Source organism: Rhizobium sp. LjRoot98 (assembly GCF_964252935.1).
GTDB lineage: Bacteria > Pseudomonadota > Alphaproteobacteria > Rhizobiales > Rhizobiaceae > Pararhizobium.
In genome coordinates, this window is record NZ_CAXUPW020000003.1 from 384,123 (window position 1) to 404,204 (window position 20,082).

At 60.9% G+C, this 20,082-nt stretch carries 23 protein-coding genes; 12 read left to right on the forward strand and 11 right to left on the reverse strand.

The window, feature by feature from the left end; all coding sequences use genetic code 11:
- The first annotated feature begins 435 nt into the window (after positions 1–435).
- The gene (locus ACSQ3J_RS13710) at positions 436–942 is read left to right on the forward strand and encodes a GNAT family N-acetyltransferase (RefSeq protein ID WP_060502727.1); all 507 of its coding nucleotides are present in this window, start codon (positions 436–438) and stop codon (positions 940–942) included.
- A 36-nt stretch (positions 943–978) separates the two neighbouring features.
- Here the strand turns inward: ACSQ3J_RS13710 and ACSQ3J_RS13715 are convergent, their stop codons facing one another.
- Positions 979–1,593: a hypothetical protein gene (locus tag ACSQ3J_RS13715; RefSeq protein ID WP_244481954.1), complete on the reverse strand. Its 615-nt coding sequence runs from the start codon at positions 1,591–1,593 to the stop codon at positions 979–981.
- Positions 1,594–1,745: 152 nt separating this feature from the next.
- Between ACSQ3J_RS13715 and ppa the strand changes: the two genes are divergently transcribed.
- Positions 1,746–2,279 carry an inorganic diphosphatase gene (gene ppa / locus ACSQ3J_RS13720; protein WP_060502728.1) on the forward strand — a complete coding sequence of 178 codons (534 nt, stop codon included), beginning with the start codon at positions 1,746–1,748 and terminating at the stop codon, positions 2,277–2,279.
- A 227-nt stretch (positions 2,280–2,506) separates the two neighbouring features.
- On the opposite strand, the gene ACSQ3J_RS13725 is transcribed toward ppa, so the two are convergent.
- Positions 2,507–2,800 carry a YggT family protein gene (locus ACSQ3J_RS13725; RefSeq protein WP_112834609.1) on the reverse strand — a complete coding sequence of 98 codons (294 nt, stop codon included), beginning with the start codon at positions 2,798–2,800 and terminating at the stop codon, positions 2,507–2,509.
- Between the two features lie 129 nt (positions 2,801–2,929).
- Here ACSQ3J_RS13725 and ACSQ3J_RS13730 point away from each other — a divergent pair, with 129 nt between their 5' ends.
- The gene (locus tag ACSQ3J_RS13730; protein WP_060502729.1) at positions 2,930–4,174 is read left to right on the forward strand and encodes an MFS transporter; all 1,245 of its coding nucleotides are present in this window, start codon (positions 2,930–2,932) and stop codon (positions 4,172–4,174) included.
- A 3-nt stretch (positions 4,175–4,177) separates the two neighbouring features.
- Here ACSQ3J_RS13730 and ACSQ3J_RS13735 read toward each other — a convergent pair whose 3' ends face one another.
- The 6 genes from ACSQ3J_RS13735 to hemC form a co-directional block, all read right to left on the reverse strand.
- Positions 4,178–4,921 carry a glutamine amidotransferase gene (locus tag ACSQ3J_RS13735; protein ID WP_060502730.1) on the reverse strand — a complete coding sequence of 248 codons (744 nt, stop codon included), beginning with the start codon at positions 4,919–4,921 and terminating at the stop codon, positions 4,178–4,180.
- A 1-nt stretch (position 4,922) separates the two neighbouring features.
- A complete protein-coding gene (locus ACSQ3J_RS13740; protein WP_060502731.1) occupies positions 4,923–5,408 on the reverse strand; it encodes a TerB family tellurite resistance protein in 486 nt (161 codons plus the stop codon).
- Positions 5,409–5,437: 29 nt separating this feature from the next.
- Positions 5,438–7,102 (reverse strand): heme biosynthesis protein HemY, encoded by a 1,665-nt coding sequence (locus tag ACSQ3J_RS13745; protein WP_060512031.1) that lies wholly within the window; start codon positions 7,100–7,102, stop codon positions 5,438–5,440.
- Positions 7,103–7,112: 10 nt separating this feature from the next.
- Positions 7,113–8,408 carry a COG4223 family protein gene (locus ACSQ3J_RS13750; RefSeq protein ID WP_060502733.1) on the reverse strand — a complete coding sequence of 432 codons (1,296 nt, stop codon included), beginning with the start codon at positions 8,406–8,408 and terminating at the stop codon, positions 7,113–7,115.
- Between the two features lie 141 nt (positions 8,409–8,549).
- The gene (locus ACSQ3J_RS13755; RefSeq protein WP_082511995.1) at positions 8,550–9,272 is read right to left on the reverse strand and encodes a uroporphyrinogen-III synthase; all 723 of its coding nucleotides are present in this window, start codon (positions 9,270–9,272) and stop codon (positions 8,550–8,552) included.
- 2 nt (positions 9,273–9,274) lie between these two features.
- Entirely contained in the window at positions 9,275–10,204 is a 930-nt protein-coding gene (gene hemC / locus ACSQ3J_RS13760; protein WP_060502735.1) for a hydroxymethylbilane synthase, read from the reverse strand.
- Between the two features lie 76 nt (positions 10,205–10,280).
- Here hemC and tsaD point away from each other — a divergent pair, with 76 nt between their 5' ends.
- The 5 genes from tsaD (at position 10,281) to ACSQ3J_RS13785 (ending at position 13,967) form a co-directional block, all read left to right on the forward strand.
- A complete protein-coding gene (gene tsaD, locus ACSQ3J_RS13765) occupies positions 10,281–11,378 on the forward strand; it encodes a tRNA (adenosine(37)-N6)-threonylcarbamoyltransferase complex transferase subunit TsaD (protein ID WP_060502736.1) in 1,098 nt (365 codons plus the stop codon).
- Positions 11,378–12,376, forward strand: a complete 999-nt coding sequence (locus ACSQ3J_RS13770) for an NAD(P)H-dependent glycerol-3-phosphate dehydrogenase (RefSeq protein ID WP_060502737.1) — start codon at positions 11,378–11,380, stop codon at positions 12,374–12,376. The genes tsaD and ACSQ3J_RS13770 overlap by 1 nt, the downstream gene beginning before the upstream one ends.
- Positions 12,377–12,411: 35 nt before the next feature.
- Positions 12,412–12,705: a YciI-like protein gene (locus ACSQ3J_RS13775; RefSeq protein WP_060502738.1), complete on the forward strand. Its 294-nt coding sequence runs from the start codon at positions 12,412–12,414 to the stop codon at positions 12,703–12,705.
- 2 nt (positions 12,706–12,707) lie between these two features.
- The gene (locus ACSQ3J_RS13780) at positions 12,708–13,139 is read left to right on the forward strand and encodes an EVE domain-containing protein (protein ID WP_060502739.1); all 432 of its coding nucleotides are present in this window, start codon (positions 12,708–12,710) and stop codon (positions 13,137–13,139) included.
- Positions 13,140–13,307: 168 nt separating this feature from the next.
- Complete coding sequence (locus ACSQ3J_RS13785) at positions 13,308–13,967, forward strand: class I SAM-dependent methyltransferase (RefSeq protein WP_060502873.1); 660 nt, start codon at positions 13,308–13,310, stop codon at positions 13,965–13,967.
- Between the two features lie 51 nt (positions 13,968–14,018).
- Here ACSQ3J_RS13785 and ACSQ3J_RS13790 read toward each other — a convergent pair whose 3' ends face one another.
- Entirely contained in the window at positions 14,019–14,375 is a 357-nt protein-coding gene (locus tag ACSQ3J_RS13790; RefSeq protein WP_060502740.1) for a DUF1801 domain-containing protein, read from the reverse strand.
- A 19-nt stretch (positions 14,376–14,394) separates the two neighbouring features.
- Positions 14,395–15,012 (reverse strand): hypothetical protein, encoded by a 618-nt coding sequence (locus ACSQ3J_RS13795; protein WP_156393920.1) that lies wholly within the window; start codon positions 15,010–15,012, stop codon positions 14,395–14,397.
- Positions 15,013–15,325: 313 nt separating this feature from the next.
- On the opposite strand from ACSQ3J_RS13795, the gene sdhC reads away from it, so the two are divergent.
- From sdhC to ACSQ3J_RS13815, 4 genes are read left to right on the forward strand one after another with little or no spacing between them, the layout of a single operon-like run.
- Positions 15,326–15,718 carry a succinate dehydrogenase, cytochrome b556 subunit gene (sdhC, locus tag ACSQ3J_RS13800; protein WP_060502742.1) on the forward strand — a complete coding sequence of 131 codons (393 nt, stop codon included), beginning with the start codon at positions 15,326–15,328 and terminating at the stop codon, positions 15,716–15,718.
- A 15-nt stretch (positions 15,719–15,733) separates the two neighbouring features.
- Entirely contained in the window at positions 15,734–16,114 is a 381-nt protein-coding gene (gene sdhD / locus ACSQ3J_RS13805) for a succinate dehydrogenase, hydrophobic membrane anchor protein (protein ID WP_060502743.1), read from the forward strand.
- A gap of 6 nt (positions 16,115–16,120) precedes the next feature.
- A complete protein-coding gene (gene sdhA, locus ACSQ3J_RS13810) occupies positions 16,121–17,965 on the forward strand; it encodes a succinate dehydrogenase flavoprotein subunit (RefSeq protein ID WP_060502744.1) in 1,845 nt (614 codons plus the stop codon).
- Positions 17,966–17,977: 12 nt separating this feature from the next.
- On the forward strand, positions 17,978–18,757 hold the full coding sequence (locus tag ACSQ3J_RS13815; protein ID WP_060502745.1) for a succinate dehydrogenase iron-sulfur subunit: 780 nt from the start codon (positions 17,978–17,980) through the stop codon (positions 18,755–18,757).
- A 208-nt stretch (positions 18,758–18,965) separates the two neighbouring features.
- On the opposite strand, the gene ACSQ3J_RS13820 is transcribed toward ACSQ3J_RS13815, so the two are convergent.
- Positions 18,966–19,892, reverse strand: coding sequence for a hypothetical protein (locus ACSQ3J_RS13820; protein ID WP_060502746.1), 927 nt, complete (start codon positions 19,890–19,892; stop codon positions 18,966–18,968).
- Between the last annotated feature and the right edge of the window lie 190 nt (positions 19,893–20,082).

Here is a 20,082-nt window from a genome sequence, read left to right on the forward strand (position 1 = left end):
CAGAATTGGAACCGCCCTACTTCCCGTTAAGATCCGGGGCCGGAAGACGTGGCCGCGGCAGTCCCGATGTGCGTCGCTGCGCATATCCAGACGTTCTCAAACGCGCGACCCTTGAAAAGGTTCCATGCCGCGCCGCCATATTCTGCGGTCATGACCCTCCAATCGCGTTCGTACCTCCAATTGCTGTCCGCAACCCTGCAAAAGGCTGGTGTTCGCCAGGCCGAATCACCTGTTTGGCCAGAAAAGAGAAGGCTATCCGAGTGTTAGGCGGGCGCCGGGTGCCAAATCCTGTGTGCCATGATGAAAGCCGCTTGCCGGAAAAGTTAAAAAAGCGTTAACTTTGGATGGTTGTCCCCATAAGTTGCCTGTGAGTTAGTTAAAGACAGGCCTTTGGACGGGATTCCTGTTTGTCCGGCACGGGTCTAGAGTCGCGTTATGAAAACACTATCGATCGAGGTGCGTCCGGGCGAACCGAGGGACGCCATGTCCATCTCGGATGTTCACCGCGTCTCGTGGCTGCAGGCCTATGGCGGTCTCATTCCGCACAAGCCGCTGACCCAGATGGTTCACCGGCGCGATCACGCATGGTGGCGCAAAGCCACGCGCGGACCCTCGACGCTGCTGGTCGTCGAAGTGGCCGGCGTTATCGCCGGTTACGCCACGCTTGGCCTCAACCGGTCCCGGTCTTTGCCGCAGGAAGGCGAGGTCTACGAGATTTACCTGCGCCCGGAATATCAGGGCATCGGGCTTGGCCGCATCCTGTTCGGCGAAGCGAAGAACCTGCTGAAATCTCTGGGTTGCCAGGGCCTTGTTGTCTGGTGCCTGGAAGACAGCCACCATGCCGACCGCTTCTTCCGCATGGCCGGCGGCCGCGATCTCTGCGAGGGCATGGAAGATTTCGGCGAAAGGAACCTGAAGAAGATCGGCTATATCTGGGACTGATACCCCCGGCTGACTGCGTCTGCCTATCAATCCGTTTCAGTCGGGAAAAACGTGCGTTGGCTCTGCCGCAGTTGGCCCGCGAATGCCGTGATACGCTGCCATGTTGCGGCCGCAGACGAAGTCTTTTGTCCTGGTGTCGGCGATTTCCCGGGCCAGTGCGTTGGGCTCGGGATTGGCCAATGCATCGACATAGCCGACGACACATCCCTGTCCGGAGCCATCCGCCACTTTCGAGACGACGAGAACCTGGCCTTTCAATTTCGGTGACGGTTCGTAGGTAACCGGATCGATATTGTCCAGAAACCAGCGCAGGATTGTCGCAGCCGGTTTGCCGTCCACACCAAGCCGCCATTCGATCTTTCGCGTCGCAGTGTTGAACGGCTCGAAGCTTTCGAAGGCGTCGTTGACATAGGTGTCGCTGACGAAGCCGTAGAGGATGCTCTGACGCAGATCGCCTTCCTTGAAATAAACCGCATAATCCTTGAACCCCCTGCAGCGCAGCGAAACGCTGCCGCTTTCCGTATCTTCCGGCAAGAGGGCCTTGCAGTGATCGGTATCTAGGTCCGTATACGCGCTGTCATTGGCATGGGCCGGGCCGGCCGCCATCGAGAATGGCATCAGAAACGGTATTGCATAGGCGAACTGTTTCATCGGAGTTCCTCTTGCAGATATACGTCCCATCCTGCGCGAATATTCGCTCAAACGTCGCATTTTTCGGACGAAAACGAAAGTAATGTTGCGCTGCGTCATGTTTCCCTTTATCGGACTTGCCATCCGAAAAACTGGCCCTTGGGGGAAAACTCATGCGTATTGATGCAATTTCGATTGGCAAGAATCCGCCGGAAGATATCAACGTGATCGTCGAGGTTCCGGTTGGCGGCCATCCGATCAAGTATGAAATGGACAAGGAAGCCGGCACGCTGGTTGTCGACCGTTTCCTCTACACGCCGATGACCTATCCGGGCAATTACGGCTTTGTACCGCACACGCTGTCGGAAGATGGCGACCCGATCGATGTGCTGATCGCATCGACCCGCCCGCTGGTTCCAGGCTGCGTCATCAACGTGCGCCCGATCGGCGTCTTGATGATGGAAGACAATTCCGGCAAGGACGAAAAGATCGTCGCCGTGCCGAACTATCACCTGACCAAACGCTACGACAAGGTGAAGGACTATACCGACCTGCCGGAAATCACCCTGCAGCAGATCGAGCACTTCTTCGAGCATTACAAGGATCTGGAGCCCGGCAAGTGGGTGAAGATCTTTGGCTGGAAGGATGTCACGGTTGCGCAGAAGCTGATTCTCGAAGCAGTCGAGCGCGCCAAGGCTGAGAAGTAACGGTTCGCGGTGCGTGCTCTCTACCCAGCGGGGTAGGGACTTTTCTCGAGTTCTGGGCTTGTAGCCGCTCATCCGGCCCTTTGGGCCACCTTCTCCCCGGTGGGCGGTGGGGAGAAGAGGGAGGGCAGAGTTTCGACATTCTACAAAAGAAAACCTCCGGATCAGGCTGATCCGGAGGTTTTTTGTTTTCGAATATTCAAACCATGAGCCCGTAGGCGCGGCAGCGTTTAGCTGAGCAAGGCGGCAGCAACGGTCGTGTTGAGGAAATACCAGAGGAAATAGAGGATGACCAAAACCACCAGTGGCGACAGGTCGACGCCGCCCATGTTGGGCAGAATGTTGCGGATCGGCCGGTAGAGTGGTTCCGTCAACTGGTAGAGCGAACGGCCGATCATGTTGATGGCGTTGTTGTTCACGTTGATGACGTTGAAAGCGTAGAGCCAGGAAAAAATGGCCGAGGCGATGACCAGGAACCACGCTATGTTGATGATGAAATTCAGGGTCGCAATGACAGCAAGCATGCCGGTCTCCAATTCGTTATTGACAGACATGTAGACATTGACGGCTAAACCGGCAAGTCCGTGCTTTCGCGATGGGCCAAACATGTTTAATACGGCGGAATAACTGCCATTGTCCGGGAAGATTGCCGTATGTCCGTTCATCAGGATGCTGACCGGTTCGCCGCGTTCCGGCATGTCTCCTACGCCCGTTTCTTCTTCGCCCGCTTCCTTGCGTCCTTCGCCATCCAGATCATCAGCGTCTCGGTGGGATGGCAGATGTACGAGCAGACGCAGAACACGCTGTATCTCGGTCTGATCGGCCTCTTCCAGTTCCTGCCGTCGCTTTTGCTTATCCTCATCACCGGGCATGTGGCCGACCGGCACTCGCGCCGCATGATCGTCTCGATCTGCATGATCATCAGCGCCCTTTGCGCGGCGGCGTTGCTGGGGCTGACGCTTGCCCATGCCTTTTCGCCCTGGCCGGTCTTTGCCATCCTGATCGTCTTCGGCATCGAGCGCGCCTTCATGGCACCCGCAGTCCAGTCGCTGGCGCCGAATCTGGTTCCGGCCAAGGATCTGGCGAATGCTATCGCCTGGAATTCGTCCTCGTGGCAGACGGCGGCGATCCTCGGGCCGGTGGCCGGTGGCCTGCTCTATGGTCTGAGCGCCGTCGTTGCCTATTCCGTGGCGCTGGTCTTTCTCGTCCTTGCCTCCATTCTCATCTTCCTGATCGCAAAGCCGGCGCAACATAGCCTCAGCGAGCCGCGCGATTGGACCTCGGTACTGGCCGGTTTCAGGTTCATCCGCACGGAAAAGATCGTTTTGGGGGCCATCTCGCTCGACCTGTTTGCGGTGCTGCTCGGTGGCGCCGTGGCGCTGATGCCGGTGTTCGCCAGCGAAATCCTCGTGCTCGGTCCGCTCGGTCTGGGGCTGCTGCGGGCGGCGCCCGGCATCGGTGCCATCCTTGTGGCCGTGACCTTGGCCGCCTACCCGATCCGTCACAATGCCGGAAGGCTGATGTTCGCCGGGGTGGCGCTGTTCGGTCTCGGCACGGTCATTTTCGGGCTGTCGCATATTGCCTGGCTGTCGATCGCATCCTTGATGCTGATGGGCGGGGCGGACATGATCTCGGTTTATGTGCGCGAAACGCTGATTGCGCTGTGGACGCCGGACGCCGTGCGCGGCCGGGTCAATGCGGTCAACATGGTGTTTGTCGGAGCGTCCAACGAACTCGGTGAATTCCGCGCCGGAACGATGGCGCATTTTATCGGCGCCGTTCCGGCTGTCGTCATCGGCGGCGTTGGTACGCTGGCGGTCGCGGTCATCTGGGCGCTCGGTTTTCCGCAATTGCGCAAGATCGATTCGCTCGATGCGCCGGATCGCAGCAAGGCGTGACGATCAGAGAGCGGTCTTCTCGCCGTGCCGCTGGAAGATGTGGGTGAGAAACTGGTCCATCCAGGCGCGCAGCGGCGCATCATAGTCCATCCGGCCTTCGAGATGCAGGCGCCCCAGCTGCGCGCCCGGCAGTTCAAACCGGTGCGCCCCATGCACGACCCAGCGGTGCATCATCACCCGCGTCAACTCACCATGAAACTGGATGCCCCAGGCGTTTTCGCCATAGCGGAACGCCTGGTTGGGGTAGGTGGCGCCAGACGCAAGCAGTTCGGCACCCGCCGGAAGATCAAAGCCCTCGCGGTGAAACTGGTAGACCATCGATGGCCATTGCATCAGGGCGCGGCCCTTGTCGGTCGCTTCAAGCGGATACCAGCCGATTTCCGTCTGGCCTTCATGATGCGGGCCGACCACGCCGCCGAGATGGCGCACCAGCATCTGGGCGCCAAGGCAGATGCCGAGGAAGGGCTTGTTTTCGGTGAGAGGCACCGAGAGCCAGTCGATCTCGCGGCGGACATAGTCTTCGTCGTCATTGGCGCTCATCGGTCCGCCGAAGACAACGGCGCCGGCATGCTGATCCAGCGTTGCGGGCAAGGGATCGCCCAACACCGGGCGGCGAATATCGAGGCTCAGCCCTTTTTCCAAGAGGAGATGGCCGACACGGCCAGGGCTGGAGCGCTCCTGGTGCAGGACGATCAGGACCGGCTTGCCTGCGTTGCGCCTATAGTAGGTACGGTCGTCGAAAAGCATGTCACTTTTCCTGGTGGGCTGTGGCCTCCTCCACGATGTCCAGTTTGGCAGCAACCTCCTGCCGTTTGATGATCCGGTCCCTGCCGGATACGCCCAGGAGATCGGCGACGCGCCAGATCACGTGGTCCTCCATCTCGCTGCGCTTGCCATCGGCATAGGCAATTTCCCACAGCATGCCGACCAGGTCGATCCGCTGCTCCTCGGAGAAATGCCGCTTGATATCGGAGGTGAAGCGGAAGAAATCGATGGCCTGGCTTTCGGCGGTTTCCCCGGCGACGATCAGCGCGTCGAGCGAGGCATCGTCGAGCTTGTAATGATCCTTGACCATCGAGCGCACTTTCTTGCGCTCCTTCTCGTGGATTTCGCCGTCGGCCTCCATCACCTGGATGCAGAGTGCGGCGATGGCGATGCGGGGGTCGCCGGGCTGGATGACCGGCGTTCCGCTGCCGGTCAGGCTATCGAGAAAGCTTCGAAAACGCTCAAACATGTTTTTCCGTTTAAGGTCGGGGTTTCGTCTCAAAACAGGCGGAATGCCGTCTTTTCCAATGGCTTGTTGTTATCGTCGCGCACGCCCGGATCATCGGGTGGGCGACCGAAGAAGGGCTCGACGACAGCCTCTGTCGACTTGGCTTCCACAGTCTTGGCCGGGACCGGTTTCGGCTCTGCCTTCACCGTTTGCGGCACGATCACCGATTCGCTCGGTGCCGGTACGGCGATGGTCTTGACTGTCTCCGGCGCCTTATCCGCAGCTTCGATCACCGGGCTTGCCTTGACCGCAACGGTGGCCCGCTCCGGCTGTGGTTCCGGGCGCTGGTGGACGATGGCAACAGGCGGCAGGCTGCGGATCGCCGCGTCGGCGGTATCCGGCCTGCCTTCTTCAATCGCGCCGGCAATCTCGGCGACCGGCTGCTTCCATTCGAAGGCGTCCAGGCGGCCGCTGACCGGCGAGACCGGCAGCCATTCCGGCGATGTGACGCCATCGGCGGTCCAGGCTGGATCACGCGGACTTTTCAGTGCCTGGTTCATCCAGTGACGGATGCGGCCGTCATCGTTGGTATCTGCCTCCTCGATATCGGCGAGCAGCAGAAAGATGTTTTCGTTCGGCTGGATGCGGGCGGCGGCTTCCGCCTTGGCGCGAGCCAGCGGCAATTCGCGGGCTTCAAGTGCTGCTTCGGCGACGGCGGCGAGCGCGATCGGATTGTTGGGCCGCAATGCTTCGAGCTTGTTGGCGCGCTTCAGCCGGTCGGTGGCGGAATCACCGCTGCGGGCACGGACATAGAGCTTGGCGACGTCCGGATGCGGCTCCTGTTTCCAGAGCTTTTCCAGAATGGCGGCACCCTTGCGCAGATTGTCCTCGCGAAACAGCGCCTTGGCGGCGATGAGGCCGGCCGGCACCAGGTCCTCGGCCAGTTTGAGCGCTGCCTGCGCATCGTCGCGGGCGCCCTTTGGATCGGTCTCCAGTTTTTCGGAAGCGCGGGCGGTCAACAGCACGGCCTTCTTGCGGTCGGCCTCCTTGCGTTCGATGACATGCGCCGTGCGGCTCTGGTCGAGAAGGCGGATGGCTTCGTCCCACTGGCCGGTCTGGCTGCGATAGTCGAGCGCGGCCAGCGTTGCCCAGGGCAAGTGCGGGGACTTGTCGGCAGCGCGTTCGGCATATTGGCGGGCAGCTTCATTGGCGCCCAGCCGCTTGGCCTCGAGATAGAGACCGCGCAAGCCGAGTTCGCGGGTTTCCGGATCGTCGGCCATCAGCTCGAACTTCTTGCGGGCGTCGTCGTATTTGCCTTCAATCAGCGCCGTCTGCGCTTCGAGCAGATGGATCAGCGGCTCCTGATCGGCGCTCAGAAGGCCGTGGGTGCGGGCGGTCATCTTGCGGGCAAGTGCACTGTCCCCGGCGCCGGCGGCGATCAGGCCGGTGGACAGAGCCTGATAACCGCGGTCACGCTTGCGGGCGCGAAAATAGCGGGAGATCGAATGGGGCGAAAGCCAGACGACGCGGATGAACCAGACGACGATCAGGATGGCAGCGATCAACGAGGCAAGCAGCGTTGCCGCGACCATCAGGCTCATCTCAATGCGTTGGCCTTGCCAGATCAGCGACAGTTCGCCGGGGCGATCAGCCAGCCAGGCAAAGCCTGCGCCAAGGGCGAGGACGACGAGAACATAGAACAGAATACGGATCATGAACTCTTCCTTAGCCTTGGTTGGCCGTCATGGCGCCGGCAACGGTGGCATCGATCAACCCCTCGACGCGGATGCGTTGATCCAGCTTGGTCTTGAAAGCGGCACCTGCGGCCTTTGCCGGTTCCGGCAGCGCGTCCCATTCCAGGCTTGCGCCCTTCAGGTCGCCATTCACCAGCTTGTCCTCGATGCGGGCAACGACGGCTTCCGGACCTTCGCCCTCGACGCTGCCGACGGGGCGGATGCGGATGGCCGAAGATGCGCTGTCCATCAGGCGGGAGAACACACCCTGATTGGGATCGGTGTGCCGGGTTGCCTCCAGCATGGTATCGGCAACGGCTGGGAAATCACGCACGAGGTCGGCGCGCGGGGAAATACCGGTCTTGGCGTCCTCCGCAAGGCCGGTGACGGCCGGATCAGTGGCGGCGACGCTTTTCAGCGCGTCGAGCTCGGCCAAGAACGGTCCGCCACGATCAATCGCCGTCTTCAAAGCTGTGACCGCCACGGCCCGGGCCAGTTGCACATCGCTTGCCGGCTCATCGATCTTCTTTTCGGCTGCGTCAAGGCGGGCCGAAAGCTCGGATTTGGCGGCTTCGGTTGACTGCTGTGCATCGGCCAACGCCGCTTTCAGCGTGGCGATTTCACCGGTCAGGTTGGTGATCTGAGCATCGAGGCCCGAGACGTCGGCGGCCGCGCCATTGCCCGCTTCGGCGGTCTTCTTCTCCAGTTCGGCAATGCGGGCATCGAGCGGGCCAAGATCGGCCGCCGCCTGCGGCGCCGGAGCTGCAGCGAGCTGCGCTTTCAGGGCTTCGATATCGCTGGCAAGGCTCTGCTCGATCGCGGTATTGCCACCGCCCGGGCCAAGCGAGGGCATGATACCGGCATATTGCAGGACGCCGGCGCCGAGAAGCGCGATCAGGCCGCCGAGAATGCCGGCGGCAAGGGCGCCGGAATTGGAGGTACGATGCTGTGCAGGGTAGATGGGCCTTGCCGGTTCTTCTGCCGCAGTCGCGGCCGATACCGGTTCCTCAGCAAAGGCTGCGGATGCGGCTTCTGCCCGTGTATCCTCTTCGTCCGGCTGAGCTGTGGAGCCGGTGTCTGTTCTGGCGTTATCGGATGCTTCGGCGATATCGGCCCGCACGGTTTCATCGGCTTCCCCAGCCCGGATGTCGGCCCTGTCGCCATTTTCAGCGGTTTCCACGGCTGCGTCGTTTTTTGCATCGTCCGCAGTGGCCGGATTGGCATCCAGGTCGATCGTCAACGGCTCCTGATCGGACTTCGAGCGGCGCGGAGGGTTTTCCGGTCCCATGATGATCTCTTTCCGTTATCGCATGAACTTGACGTACAGTCTTAAACCTAGACATGCGGCAGGGATAGGGAAAGCCCCCAAGCGACAATTCCTTGACCGTCGCTGGATGGATTTGTGTTCCGCTGCCTGTGGTGCAGCGGGTCAGACGAGGGCGAGAAGGGCTTCTTCGGAAGGCTCCGCGGCAATGGCGACCGGCCCGAAACCAGGGGGGATGGCATTTGCGACGTGTTGGCTGAGGCACAGGATACGCATGCCGGACATCCTGTGTGTCGTTTGTGGAGACAGCAGCGCGAAAAAATGCCGTGCGGTTTCGTGCGAATAGAGCAGAACGAGGTCCGGGACCGGCGGATGCAGACATTGCTCGACTGTCCCGGGTGGGTGCGCGATGGCCGACATCCGGTAGGTCTCGGCGGTGCGGCAGGCGATGCCTGCGGCCTGTAACCCTGCCTCGAAAGCCGGAGAGCGCGGCGACCCGGCGAGATAGACCAGGCCGTCAGCGAGATCGACCGATGCGGCCGCGGCAATCTTTGCCAGGGAAACGCCGGTGCCGCTGCCCGTTATCAGGGATTGGAAGCCCATGCGTTGTGCTGCCTGCGCCGTTGCGGGACCGACGCAATAGACCGGTGTCCGTAGATGCGGCGTCACCTGTTCGCCATAGGGTGCCAAGGCACGAAACACTTCGGCGCTGGTGACGGCAATGGCGCTGTGGGCATGGGTCAGCGCTTCCAGTGCCGCTCGTGGCTGATGGATGGCTTCCATGACCGGCAGAAGCACGGCCTCGTGCCCCATCGCTGCGAGCTTTGCTGCGGTTGCCGCCGCTGAAGGCCTGGGCCTAGTGACAAGAATGCGCAACGGGGCGGGCATGCTCACGCCCAGCTCGAAAAGAAGTCCGGTCCCGCATCGAGGCGGATATCGTTGCCGGCCTTGGCGCCAAGCTGTTCGGCATCGGCTGCCTTGCCCTCAATGCCCACGCGGAAATATTCGCTGCCATCAGGCGTCAGGACCATGCCGGAAAAACGAATGTTTTCGCCATCAGAGACCGCGTAACCGGCAATCGGCGTGCGGCAGGAGCCGTCGAGCGTCCCAAGGAATGCACGTTCACAGGTGACGGCCTCGTGGGTTCGCGCATCGTTGATCGCTTCGAGCAGACTATTGACCCGGTTGTCGTCGATCCGGCTTTCAATACAGATTGCGCCCTGTGCCGGGGCTGGCGGGAAGGTTTCGGGATCGAGAAGCTCGGTTGGCACGTCGTCCTTGCCCAGCCGCTTCAGGCCCGCAAAGGCAAGCAGCGTCGCATCGACCTGGCCCTCGGCCAGCTTTCTTAGCCGGGTATCGACGAGGCCGCGATAGGTGATGACGTTGATATCCGGGCGCAGGCGCTTGATGAGCGCCTGACGGCGCAGCGACGACGAGCCAATCGTGGCTCCTTGCGGCAGATCGAGAAGTTTCCTGGCGGTGCGACCGACAAAGGCGTCGCGGGCGTCTTCGCGCGGCAGGTAGGCGGAGAGATAGAGGCCCGTTGGCAGCTTGGTCGGCATGTCCTTGGAGGAATGCACGGCAAAATCCAGCCCGCCGGAGGTGAGCATATCCTCCAGTTCCTGAGTGAAGAGGCCCTTGCCGCCGATTTCCGACAGCGACCGGTCAGTGATCCGGTCGCCCATGGTCGACAGTACGACGATTTCGAACATTTCGGCCGGCATACCATGCGCAGCCACCAGCCGGTCCCGCGTTTCATGGGCCTGCGCCAACGCCAGGGGGCTGCCCCGCGTGCCGATCCGGAAAGGTTTTGTTTGCATCCACTGCGATCCGTTGTTACCGGAGTTCCGTGTATCCGCCTTTCCCCGCGACCGCAATGTTCGAGTAATTCTGCCCATGTCTGCCCGCCTGCGCATCCTCGGTATCGAAACAAGCTGTGATGAGACCGCAGCTTCCGTCGTGTTGCGCGACGAAAACGGCCACGGCGAAATTCTGGGCGACGTGGTGTTGAGCCAGCTGGAAGAGCACAGCGCCTATGGTGGCGTCGTCCCGGAGATCGCGGCGCGCGCCCATGTCGAGGCGCTGGATACGTTGATCGAGGAAGCGCTTTTGCGCGCCGGGGTAACCCTTGCGGATATCGATGCGATTGCCGCCACCAGCGGTCCCGGCCTGATCGGCGGCCTGCTTGTGGGCCTGATGACCGGCAAGGCGATGGCACGGGCATCGGGAAAACCGCTTTATGCCGTCAATCATCTGGAAGGTCATGCGCTGACAGCACGGCTGACCGATGGGCTGGCCTTTCCCTATCTGATGCTGCTGGTTTCCGGTGGCCACACACAGCTGATCCTGGTGAAGGGCGTCGGCGTCTACGAGCGCTGGGGGACGACAATCGACGATGCGCTGGGCGAGGCGTTCGACAAGACCGCGAAGCTTCTGGGGCTGCCTTATCCTGGCGGTCCGGCGGTGGAGCGTGCGGCAAAAAGTGGCAATCCGGACCGGTTTTCCTTCCCGCGTCCGCTGGTCGGCGAAGCGCGGCTCGATTTTTCATTTTCCGGCCTGAAGACGGCCGTGCGCCAGGCGGCGCAGTCGATCGAGCCAGTGACCGAACAGGACATCGCCGATATCTGCGCCTCCTTCCAGAAGGCGATTTCGCGCACGCTGAAGGATCGCATCGGCCGCGGGCTTGCCCGCTTCAAGGAGCAGTTTGCCGGCACGGTGACGCATCCGGCGCTGGTGGTGGCCGGCGGGGTGGCGGCCAACCAGACGCTGCGGGCGACGCTGCAGGAGCTGTGCGACAAGAATGGCTTTCACTTCATCGCGCCGCCGATGCAACTGTGCACCGACAATGCGGCAATGATCGCTTGGGCGGGGGCCGAGCGCATGGCGGCAGGATTGCCGGCCGATGATCTCGATGTGGCGCCGCGTTCGCGCTGGCCGCTGGATGCGGATGCGAAAGCCCTGATCGGCTTTGGCAAGCGGGGAGCAAAGGCGTGATGGCGGACGTCATGAATACCGATCGTATCGTCGTCGTTGGCTCCGGGGCCTTCGGAACGGCACTGGCCGCCGTTGCCGCCGCCTCTGGCAAGGTGCCGGTGACGCTGCTCACCCGCCGCGAAAGTATCGTCGAGGAATTCAAGCAAACCGGCCGCAATGACAGCGCGCTGCCGGGCATCGATCTGCCGGAAACGCTTGTTGTTTCCGATGACCCAACCGTTCTTGAGGGTGCCGGCATCGTGCTCTTCGCCATGCCATCGCAGGCGCAGCGCGAGGCTGGGCGGTCATTGCACGGTTTCATCGGCAAGGGGGCCGATGTGGTGATCTGCGCCAAAGGCATGGAGCGGGCGAGTGGCCGGTTGCTGACCGATGTCGTCGAGGAAGAGCTGCATCTGCAGAATGTCGCCGTGCTCTCCGGCCCGGGGTTTGCCGCCGATATCGCCAAGGGCTTGCCGACGGCGATGGTGATTGCGGCGGGCTCTGTCGAGCGGGCCGCGGTTCTGGCCGAAGCCTTGTCGGGTGCGACTTTTCGTCTTTATCCGTCGGCTGACCGTATTGGGGTGCAGCTCGGCGGCGCGTTGAAGAATGTGCTGGCGATTGCCTGCGGTATCGTCGAAGGGGCAGGTCTTGGCGATTCCGCCCGGGCGGCGCTGATTTCGCGCGGACTGGCCGAGATGTCACGGTTCGTTGCGGCACGGGGCGGCGAGGCGGATACGGTACGCGGGCTGTCCGGTCTTGGCGATCTGGTGTTGACAGCAACCAGCCATCAGTCGCGCAATCTGCGTTATGGCATCGCGCTCGGGCAGAGCGGCAGTGCCAAGGGGCATTCGAATGAGCTGGTCGAAGGTGCGTTTGCTGCCTCCGTCGCTGCCGATGTGGCCCGGCAACTGGGTGTCGATATGCCGGTCACCGAAGCGGTGGCTGCGATCATTGATGGAAAGATGGACGTGAAGACGGCGCTGGAACAGCTGATGTCCCGGCCGATCACGCAGGAATAAACACTTCCTAAGAATAGGCAATCAAGGAGAACACAATGCTGTTTGCGGTTCTGTGCACGGACAAGCCGAATGCCCTGCAGGTGCGGATGGACGCCCGTCCCGCGCATGTCGAGTTTCTGAACGATCTCAACGCCAAGGGTACGCTGGTCTTCGCCGGTCCGTTTCTTGACGATGCCGGCAAGCCGAATGGCAGCCTGGTGGTTTTGAAGGCAGAGACGATCGAGGACGTGCGGGCCATCGCGAGCGCCGATCCCTATGCCAAGGCCGGCTTGTTTTCCAATGTCGATATCAAGCCCTGGAACTGGGTCTTCAACAAGCCGGAGGCCTGAGCGTGGGGTATTGGCTTTACAAGTCCGAACCGTTCAAATGGTCCTGGGCGATGCAGAAGGATGCGGGTGCCAAGGGGACCGAATGGACGGGCGTGCGCAACTATCTGGCGCGCAACAACATGCGGGCGATGCAGATCGGCGACAAGGGTTTCTTCTACCACTCGAACGAGGGACTGGAGATCGTCGGGATCACCGAGGTCTGTGCACTGTCGCACCCGGATTCGACCGCCGAGGGCGATGCCCGCTGGGATTGCGTCGATATCCGCGCCGTCTGCGACCTGCCGAACCCGGTATCGCTGAAGGACATCAAGGCCAATCCGAAATTCGAGAAGATGGCGCTGGTTACCTCGATGCGGCTATCGGTGCAGCCGGTGACCGAGGAGGAGTATCTGGAAATCTGCCGGATCGGCGGGCTGGATAATCCGCCGCGGTGATCTTCCTCTTCTCCCCTGCGGGGAGAAGTGCCGAACGAAGTGAGGCGATGAGGGGGTGTTTCAGCGAGTCTGAGTGTACCGCCCTCTCATCCGGCCCCATGGGCCACCTTCTCCCCGCTGGGGAGAAGAGGTGCCGTCAACCTAATGGCCAATCATCAAACAGACTCCATGAAAACCAATCCCGAAACCTTCATCCGCGAGAACACGGACATCATGGCGCCGCCGCATGTGCCGGAGGTGCGGCTCTATCTGGCCAGCGAAGCGCATGATCTGTGGCTGAAGACGGAGGAAGAGCTGGAAGAGATAGGCTTGCCGCCGCCGTTCTGGGCGTTTGCCTGGGCGGGTGGGCAGGGGCTGGCGCGGCATATTCTCGATCATCCGGATTTGGTGGCCGGCAAGCGGGTGATCGATTTCGCTTCCGGCTCGGGTCTGGTGGCGATCGCGGCGATGAAGGCAGGGGCATCGTCGGTGCTGGCCGTCGATATCGATCCGTGGACCGAAACGGCGATCCGGCTCAATGCCGCGCTGAATGGTGTCGACGTCGCTTCCGCGGGCCTCGACATGATCGGCGCCGGGCGGGATGCGGATGTCTATCTGGCTGGCGATGTCTTTTATGACAAGGCGTTTGCCGACCGGATCGTGCGGTGGCTGAGCGCGCTGGCCGCCGAGGGAGCCGATGTCCTCGTCGGTGATCCCGGCCGTGCCTATTGCCCGCGGGACCGGATGCAGATGCTGGCGACCTACCAGGTGCCGGTGACCCGGGCGCTGGAGGACAGCGAGGTCAAGAAGACCACGGTCTGGCGTTTTTTGAGCGCGGGTTGTGATTGAGGACTTTCACGGCGCGGCAAATGATGATGCGCCGAACCATAGCGCAGGCGGTCAGGTGTTCACCGCCGCATGTGCTGCCGTGATATAATCGGCAACGTGGCTTGTCTCGATATCCTGCATGGTCTCCAGTTTGATGTGGCGCCGGTACTTGCCCTCGCCGGACAGGAAGCCATGCGGGTCAGTGAGGGATGCACCCTGGCTGAATTCCAGCGTCACGTGGTCCTTGTAGGGAAAAACGCCGCAGAAGCTCTGGCCGGATGAAAACAGCAATCCACCATACTTCACCTCCTCGGTAATCGCAGGACCGGCGGCCAGAATCACGTCGCGCAGGCGCGCGACAATCGGAAAGAGATCCGCGCGATGCTCTTTTACGTCTTGCAGAAGGATTGCAACTTTATCGGCACTCATGCGGCTATGGCTCTATCTGTCACCGCCGGATCACGCAAACGCCGGATTCCCAGGAACAGGCGCGCGCGTTGGTCGACGGATTGACGTGGATGATTTTCGGGCGCACCGCGGGATAGGTCATGCCGGTATCATCCGGAAAGTAACCGTAGCCGCTCCGCTCTGAGCTGAAATAGGTGCCGTTGCCGGGATCGGTCCAGGCCGACAAGCCGCCGAAATAGGTGCCGCCATTGGCATAGGATGGGAAACCGTCGCCGCCATAGGACTGGCTCCAGCCGCTTGGGCGCTGGCCACGATATTCCCGCACCGGGAGGGTGGGGTCAAAGCGGTCACGTCCATATCTCGGCTGGAAATGGCCGCGATTGGCCTGGCGCCTGTCGAACTGGAATCTGTCATGCCGGCGATCATAGCGGTATCCGCGATCTCGCCAGTCGCGGCGGTAATAGTAGCGATCGGCCGTGACGCCGGAAATGGCTTCCTGCCGTCCGCGATGGGGGCGCTGATCATGCGACCGTTCGAAATGCGGCCGGCGGACGTGATTTCTTTCGCCATTGCGATCACGTGCTTCGGCGAAACTGGCGAACGAGAGGATCACAGCGAGCGCCGCGATCAAGACTTTCGTCGCATTCTGAATGCTCAATGGACGCATTTCGTGCAGCCCTCCGGATGGGTCTTAACAAATCCTTAACGGGCAATGTGGGGCACATGCCCGCAAAAGTCACGGATTGCGTTGAATTTTCACGCCTTATCGTTAACGCGGTGGGCGAATCGCGCCGGTCAAGCCGCCACATTTTCGTCTAATCGATTAAATTGATTTTGCAGTGCAAACACACTTGTCGTTAATCAATATGGTGATTAAACGTCGGCTGACTGAATTGCGCACAATCAGGTGCAATACCGGATGAAAATAGTCCAGTTTTTGGGCATCTTTCCGGGTCTTCCGTGAGGTTCAGATGACGAATGTCACCAAAAGCCGGCCTTTGTCGCCGCATCTACAAATCTATAAGCCTATCCCCACGATGGTCATGTCCATTGTGCACCGCATTACCGGCTGTGCCTTGTACTTCGGCACGGTGCTTGTTGCATGGTGGCTGATCGCCGCAGCCAGCGGACCGGAACATTACGACTGGGCCATGTGGGCCTTCGGCACGATCATCGGCCAGCTCGTTCTGTTTGGCTATACCTGGGCGCTGGTGCATCATCTGTTCGGCGGTCTCAGGCACTTTGTCTGGGATCTGGGCTACGGCTACGAGAAGCATTTCGCCACCAAGCTTGCCATTGCCAACCTGATCGGTTCGGTCGCGGTTACCGCGCTGATCTGGATCGTCGGCTACGCGGTTCGCTGAGAGGACAAGAATTCCATGGATATGCGTACTCCCCTCGGCAAGGTTCGCGGCCTCGGTTCGGCCAAGGAAGGCACCGATCATTTCTGGCGCCAGCGGCTGACGGCCGTCGCCAACGTGCCATTGATCATCTTCTTCGTGCTGTTCCTGATCAAATATGCAGGCGCGCCCTATGCTGAAGTCGTCGTTGCCCTGTCGAACCCCTTCGTGGCGGTGATCATGGGGCTGGTGGTCATCTCCGGCCTGATCCACATGAAGCTCGGCATGCAGGTCGTCATCGAGGACTATGTTCACAACGAAGGCGCCAAGGTCGTCCTCGTCATGCTCAATACGTTTTTTGCGATCGCAGTTGGCGGGCTCTGTCTTTTCGCCATCCTGAAGATCGCGTTTGCAGGGTAATTCACAATGGCACCCACCTCATCGCCGCTCATCAACGGCCACGCCTATGATTATGTCGACCATGCTTATGACGTCATCGTCGTCGGCGCCGGCGGCGCCGGATTGCGCGCAACGCTTGGCATGGCCGAACAGGGTTTCAAGACGGCCTGCATCACCAAGGTTTTTCCGACGCGCTCGCATACGGTCGCAGCCCAGGGCGGCATTGCCGCCTCGCTGACCAATATGACGCCGGACAGCTGGCAGTGGCATCTCTATGACACGGTCAAGGGTTCCGACTGGCTCGGCGACGTCGATGCCATGCAGTACCTGACGATGGAAGCGCCGAAAGCCGTTTACGAGCTGGAACATTATGGCGTTCCGTTCTCGCGCAATGCCGAAGGCAAGATCTATCAGCGGCCGTTTGGCGGCCACATGCAGAACTACGGCGAAGGCCCGCCGGTACAGCGCACTTGCGCCGTTGCCGACCGCACCGGCCACGCTATCCTGCACACGCTCTATGGCCAGTCTCTGAAGAACAACGCCGAATTCTTCATCGAGTATTTCGCACTCGACCTGATCATGTCGGATGACGGCAGCCGCTGCACCGGCGTCGTTGCCTGGAACCTCGACGACGGCACGATCCATCGCTTCTCCGCCAAGATGGTCGTTCTGGCGACCGGCGGCTATGGCCGCTCCTATTTCTCGGCGACCTCGGCCCATACCTGCACCGGCGACGGTGGCGGCATGGTGGCACGCGCCGGCCTGCCTTTGCAGGACATGGAGTTCGTCCAGTTCCACCCGACCGGCATCTACGGCTCGGGCTGCCTGATCACCGAAGGCGCGCGCGGCGAAGGCGGTTATCTCGTCAATTCCGAAGGCGAGCGCTTCATGGAGCGCTATGCGCCATCGGCCAAGGATCTTGCCTCGCGCGACGTGGTGTCCCGCTGCATGACGCTGGAAATCCGCGAAGGCCGCGGCGTCGGCAAGAACAAGGACCATATCTACCTGCATCTCGACCATCTCGATCCGGCCGTTCTGCACGAGCGCCTGCCGGGCATTTCCGAGAGCGCCAAGATCTTTGCCGGTGTCGACGTGACGCGCGAGCCGATCCCGGTCCTGCCGACCGTTCACTACAACATGGGCGGCATTCCGACCAACTACTGGGGCGAAGTGCTGAATGCCGACGGTGAAAATCCCGAGCGTGTGCTGCCGGGCCTGATGGCTGTCGGTGAAGCCGGTTGCGCCTCGGTGCACGGCGCAAACCGTCTCGGCTCCAACTCGCTGATCGACCTCGTGGTTTTCGGCCGCGCCGCTGCGATCCGCGCCGGTGAAGTCATCGACCGCGCCGCACCGATCCCGCCGATCAACGAAAAAGCCTGCGAAAAGATCATGACGCGCTTTGACAGGCTGCGGTTTGCCGATGGCGGCACGCCGACGGCGGTTCTGCGCGAAAAGATGCAGAAGACCATGCAGGACGACGCTGCCGTGTTCCGCACCCAGGAATCGCTGGAGAGCGGCTGCAAGCGGATGAGCGCCATCTGGCAGGAACTGGCCGACGTCAAGGTCACCGACCGTTCGATGATCTGGAATTCCGACCTGGTGGAAACGCTGGAGCTGGAAAACCTGATGGCCAACGCCATCGTCACCGTCTACGGCGCCGAGGCCCGCAAGGAAAGCCGTGGCAGCCATGCGCGTGAGGACTTTGTCGACGGCCCGTTTGCCGGCCGCGACGACGTCAACTGGCGCAAGCATACGCTGTCCTGGGTGAACGAGGCCGGCGAAGTCCGTCTCGACTATCGTCCGGTTCACACCGAACTTCTGGCCGAAGGCATCGATCCGAAAAAGATCGAGCCCAAGGCACGCGTGTATTGAGGAGAATGATCCATGGTTGAACTCGCTCTCCCCAAGAACTCGACGATGACGGAAGGCAAGGTCTGGCCGAAGCCGGCCGGTGCCACCAATACCCGCGAATTCCGCATCTATCGCTGGAGCCCGGACGACGGCAAGAACCCGTCGATCGATACGTTCTATATCGATGTCGACGACTGCGGCCCGATGGTTCTCGATGCGCTTCTGTACATCAAGAACAAGATCGACCCGACGCTGACGCTGCGCCGTTCCTGCCGCGAAGGCATCTGCGGTTCCTGCGCCATGAACATCGACGGCACCAATACGCTGGCCTGCACCAAGGGCATGGACGAGGTGAAGGGGGCGGTAAAGGTTTACCCGCTGCCGCATATGCCTGTTGTCAAGGACCTCGTGCCGGATCTCACCAATTTCTACGCCCAGCACCGCTCGATCGAGCCCTGGCTGAAGACGGTTTCGCCGACACCGGCCAAGGAATGGAAGCAGAGCCATGAGGATCGCCAGAAGCTCGACGGCCTCTATGAGTGCATTCTCTGCGCCTGCTGTTCCGCCTCGTGCCCCAGCTACTGGTGGAATGGCGACCGTTATCTCGGCCCGGCTGTGCTGCTGCAGGCCTATCGCTGGCTGATCGACAGCCGCGACGAAGCCAAGGGCGAGCGCCTCGACAATCTTGAGGATCCGTTCCGTCTCTATCGCTGCCACACGATCATGAACTGCGCCCAGACCTGTCCGAAGGGTTTGAATCCGGCGAAGGCGATCGGCGAGATCAAGAAGATGATGGTCGAACGCCGCGTCTGATAACTGGGTGTGGGGGTGATCGTGGAGGCCCACTTGCCTCGGCCTTCATCCAGATCGACACTTTTCATGTATTGAAGCCGGCCGCAGCAAACGTTGCGGCCGGCTTTTTTACTGAAAAGCCGCCGCCGGTCGCACGCCCCTCGCGAGGTAGCAAAACAAGTCACGCCATACTTTCCGATTGGGAAAATTGGCGAACTGATCGCTGTGATCAAAGGTATAAGGTTGATGCAGTCTGTTGTTTGGCTGGCGCGTAGTTCGCAAAGAGTTCGAACGCCTTCTGATAGGCCGGGACATCCTTCAAATCGTACCCTTCGCCCAGCTGTTCGAGGTCTTTATAGGCCTGCAACAACATATCGACAAATGAGAAGCCGGAACTCAGGTCCTCTGGCTCGACCCCGGCATGCTCCGCGCCATGCTCATAGAGGCGTTGTGTCGCTGCCCGCTGCTCCATCCATTCGATAGATGTGGTTTTCTCTTCATAGCTGACCTTGTCGAGCCAGAGCGCCCCGGCTTTCCCGACTGCCATGTGATTGGAAGGGTCTGATACGAATGTTTCCGCCAGCCGTATGGGGCCAGCATAGAGCCCCATGGCGAGCCCCTGCTGATTTGCCATGATTGACGCCGCCATATCCTTTTCCTCTTTGGAAAAAAGCCCGGTCGTGTCGGTGCGCATGGCATTCAAAGCCCGGCGATCCAGATCGCCGAGGGCGGAATACCAATCCTTGCCCTCATGACTGTTGTACCCGAACGGTTGTCCGTTCCCGCTCATCTGGGCGTATCGGCTGTCGATCGCCTTGCGTGCTGCTTCGGCAACTTCCGTCTTTGTCTTGCCCGACGAGAATGGTTCCGCCGCCGGATCGGTCACCGCCAGGGCTAAATTGTTGGACGAAAACCCGGGGCGGACCGGCATGTAAATTTCAAAGCCGTTCGGCTGCGATGTTACGAAGCTGTCGGATATCGGGGCTAATTTGCCAAAACTATCGTATGTTCCGATGTCGCCGTCGTTACCGGCAGGTTCAGGCGCGCCATAGGAGGTGGCAGACGTAACTGGATTTCCGGAGGTGGCCAGCTGTCTGGTGGCGGCTAGCGGTCCGGCGGTTTGAATGTTGAAATAGCTGATGCCGCTGATATTCATTGCCTGTCCCTCCTTGAGTGCTTTCGCTTTAGAGGGGAATGCTTGCCTGAATCTGTCGTTATGGTTGAATGATGGTTGTTTGATTGTAGGCGAGCCTTCAGGCTTTCCGAGCTTGGGATCTCCCCTTTCGAAGGAGCTGCCAGGTATTTTATTGCCGGTTTGCGCTGTAGATCCAGCGTGTTCAGATTGA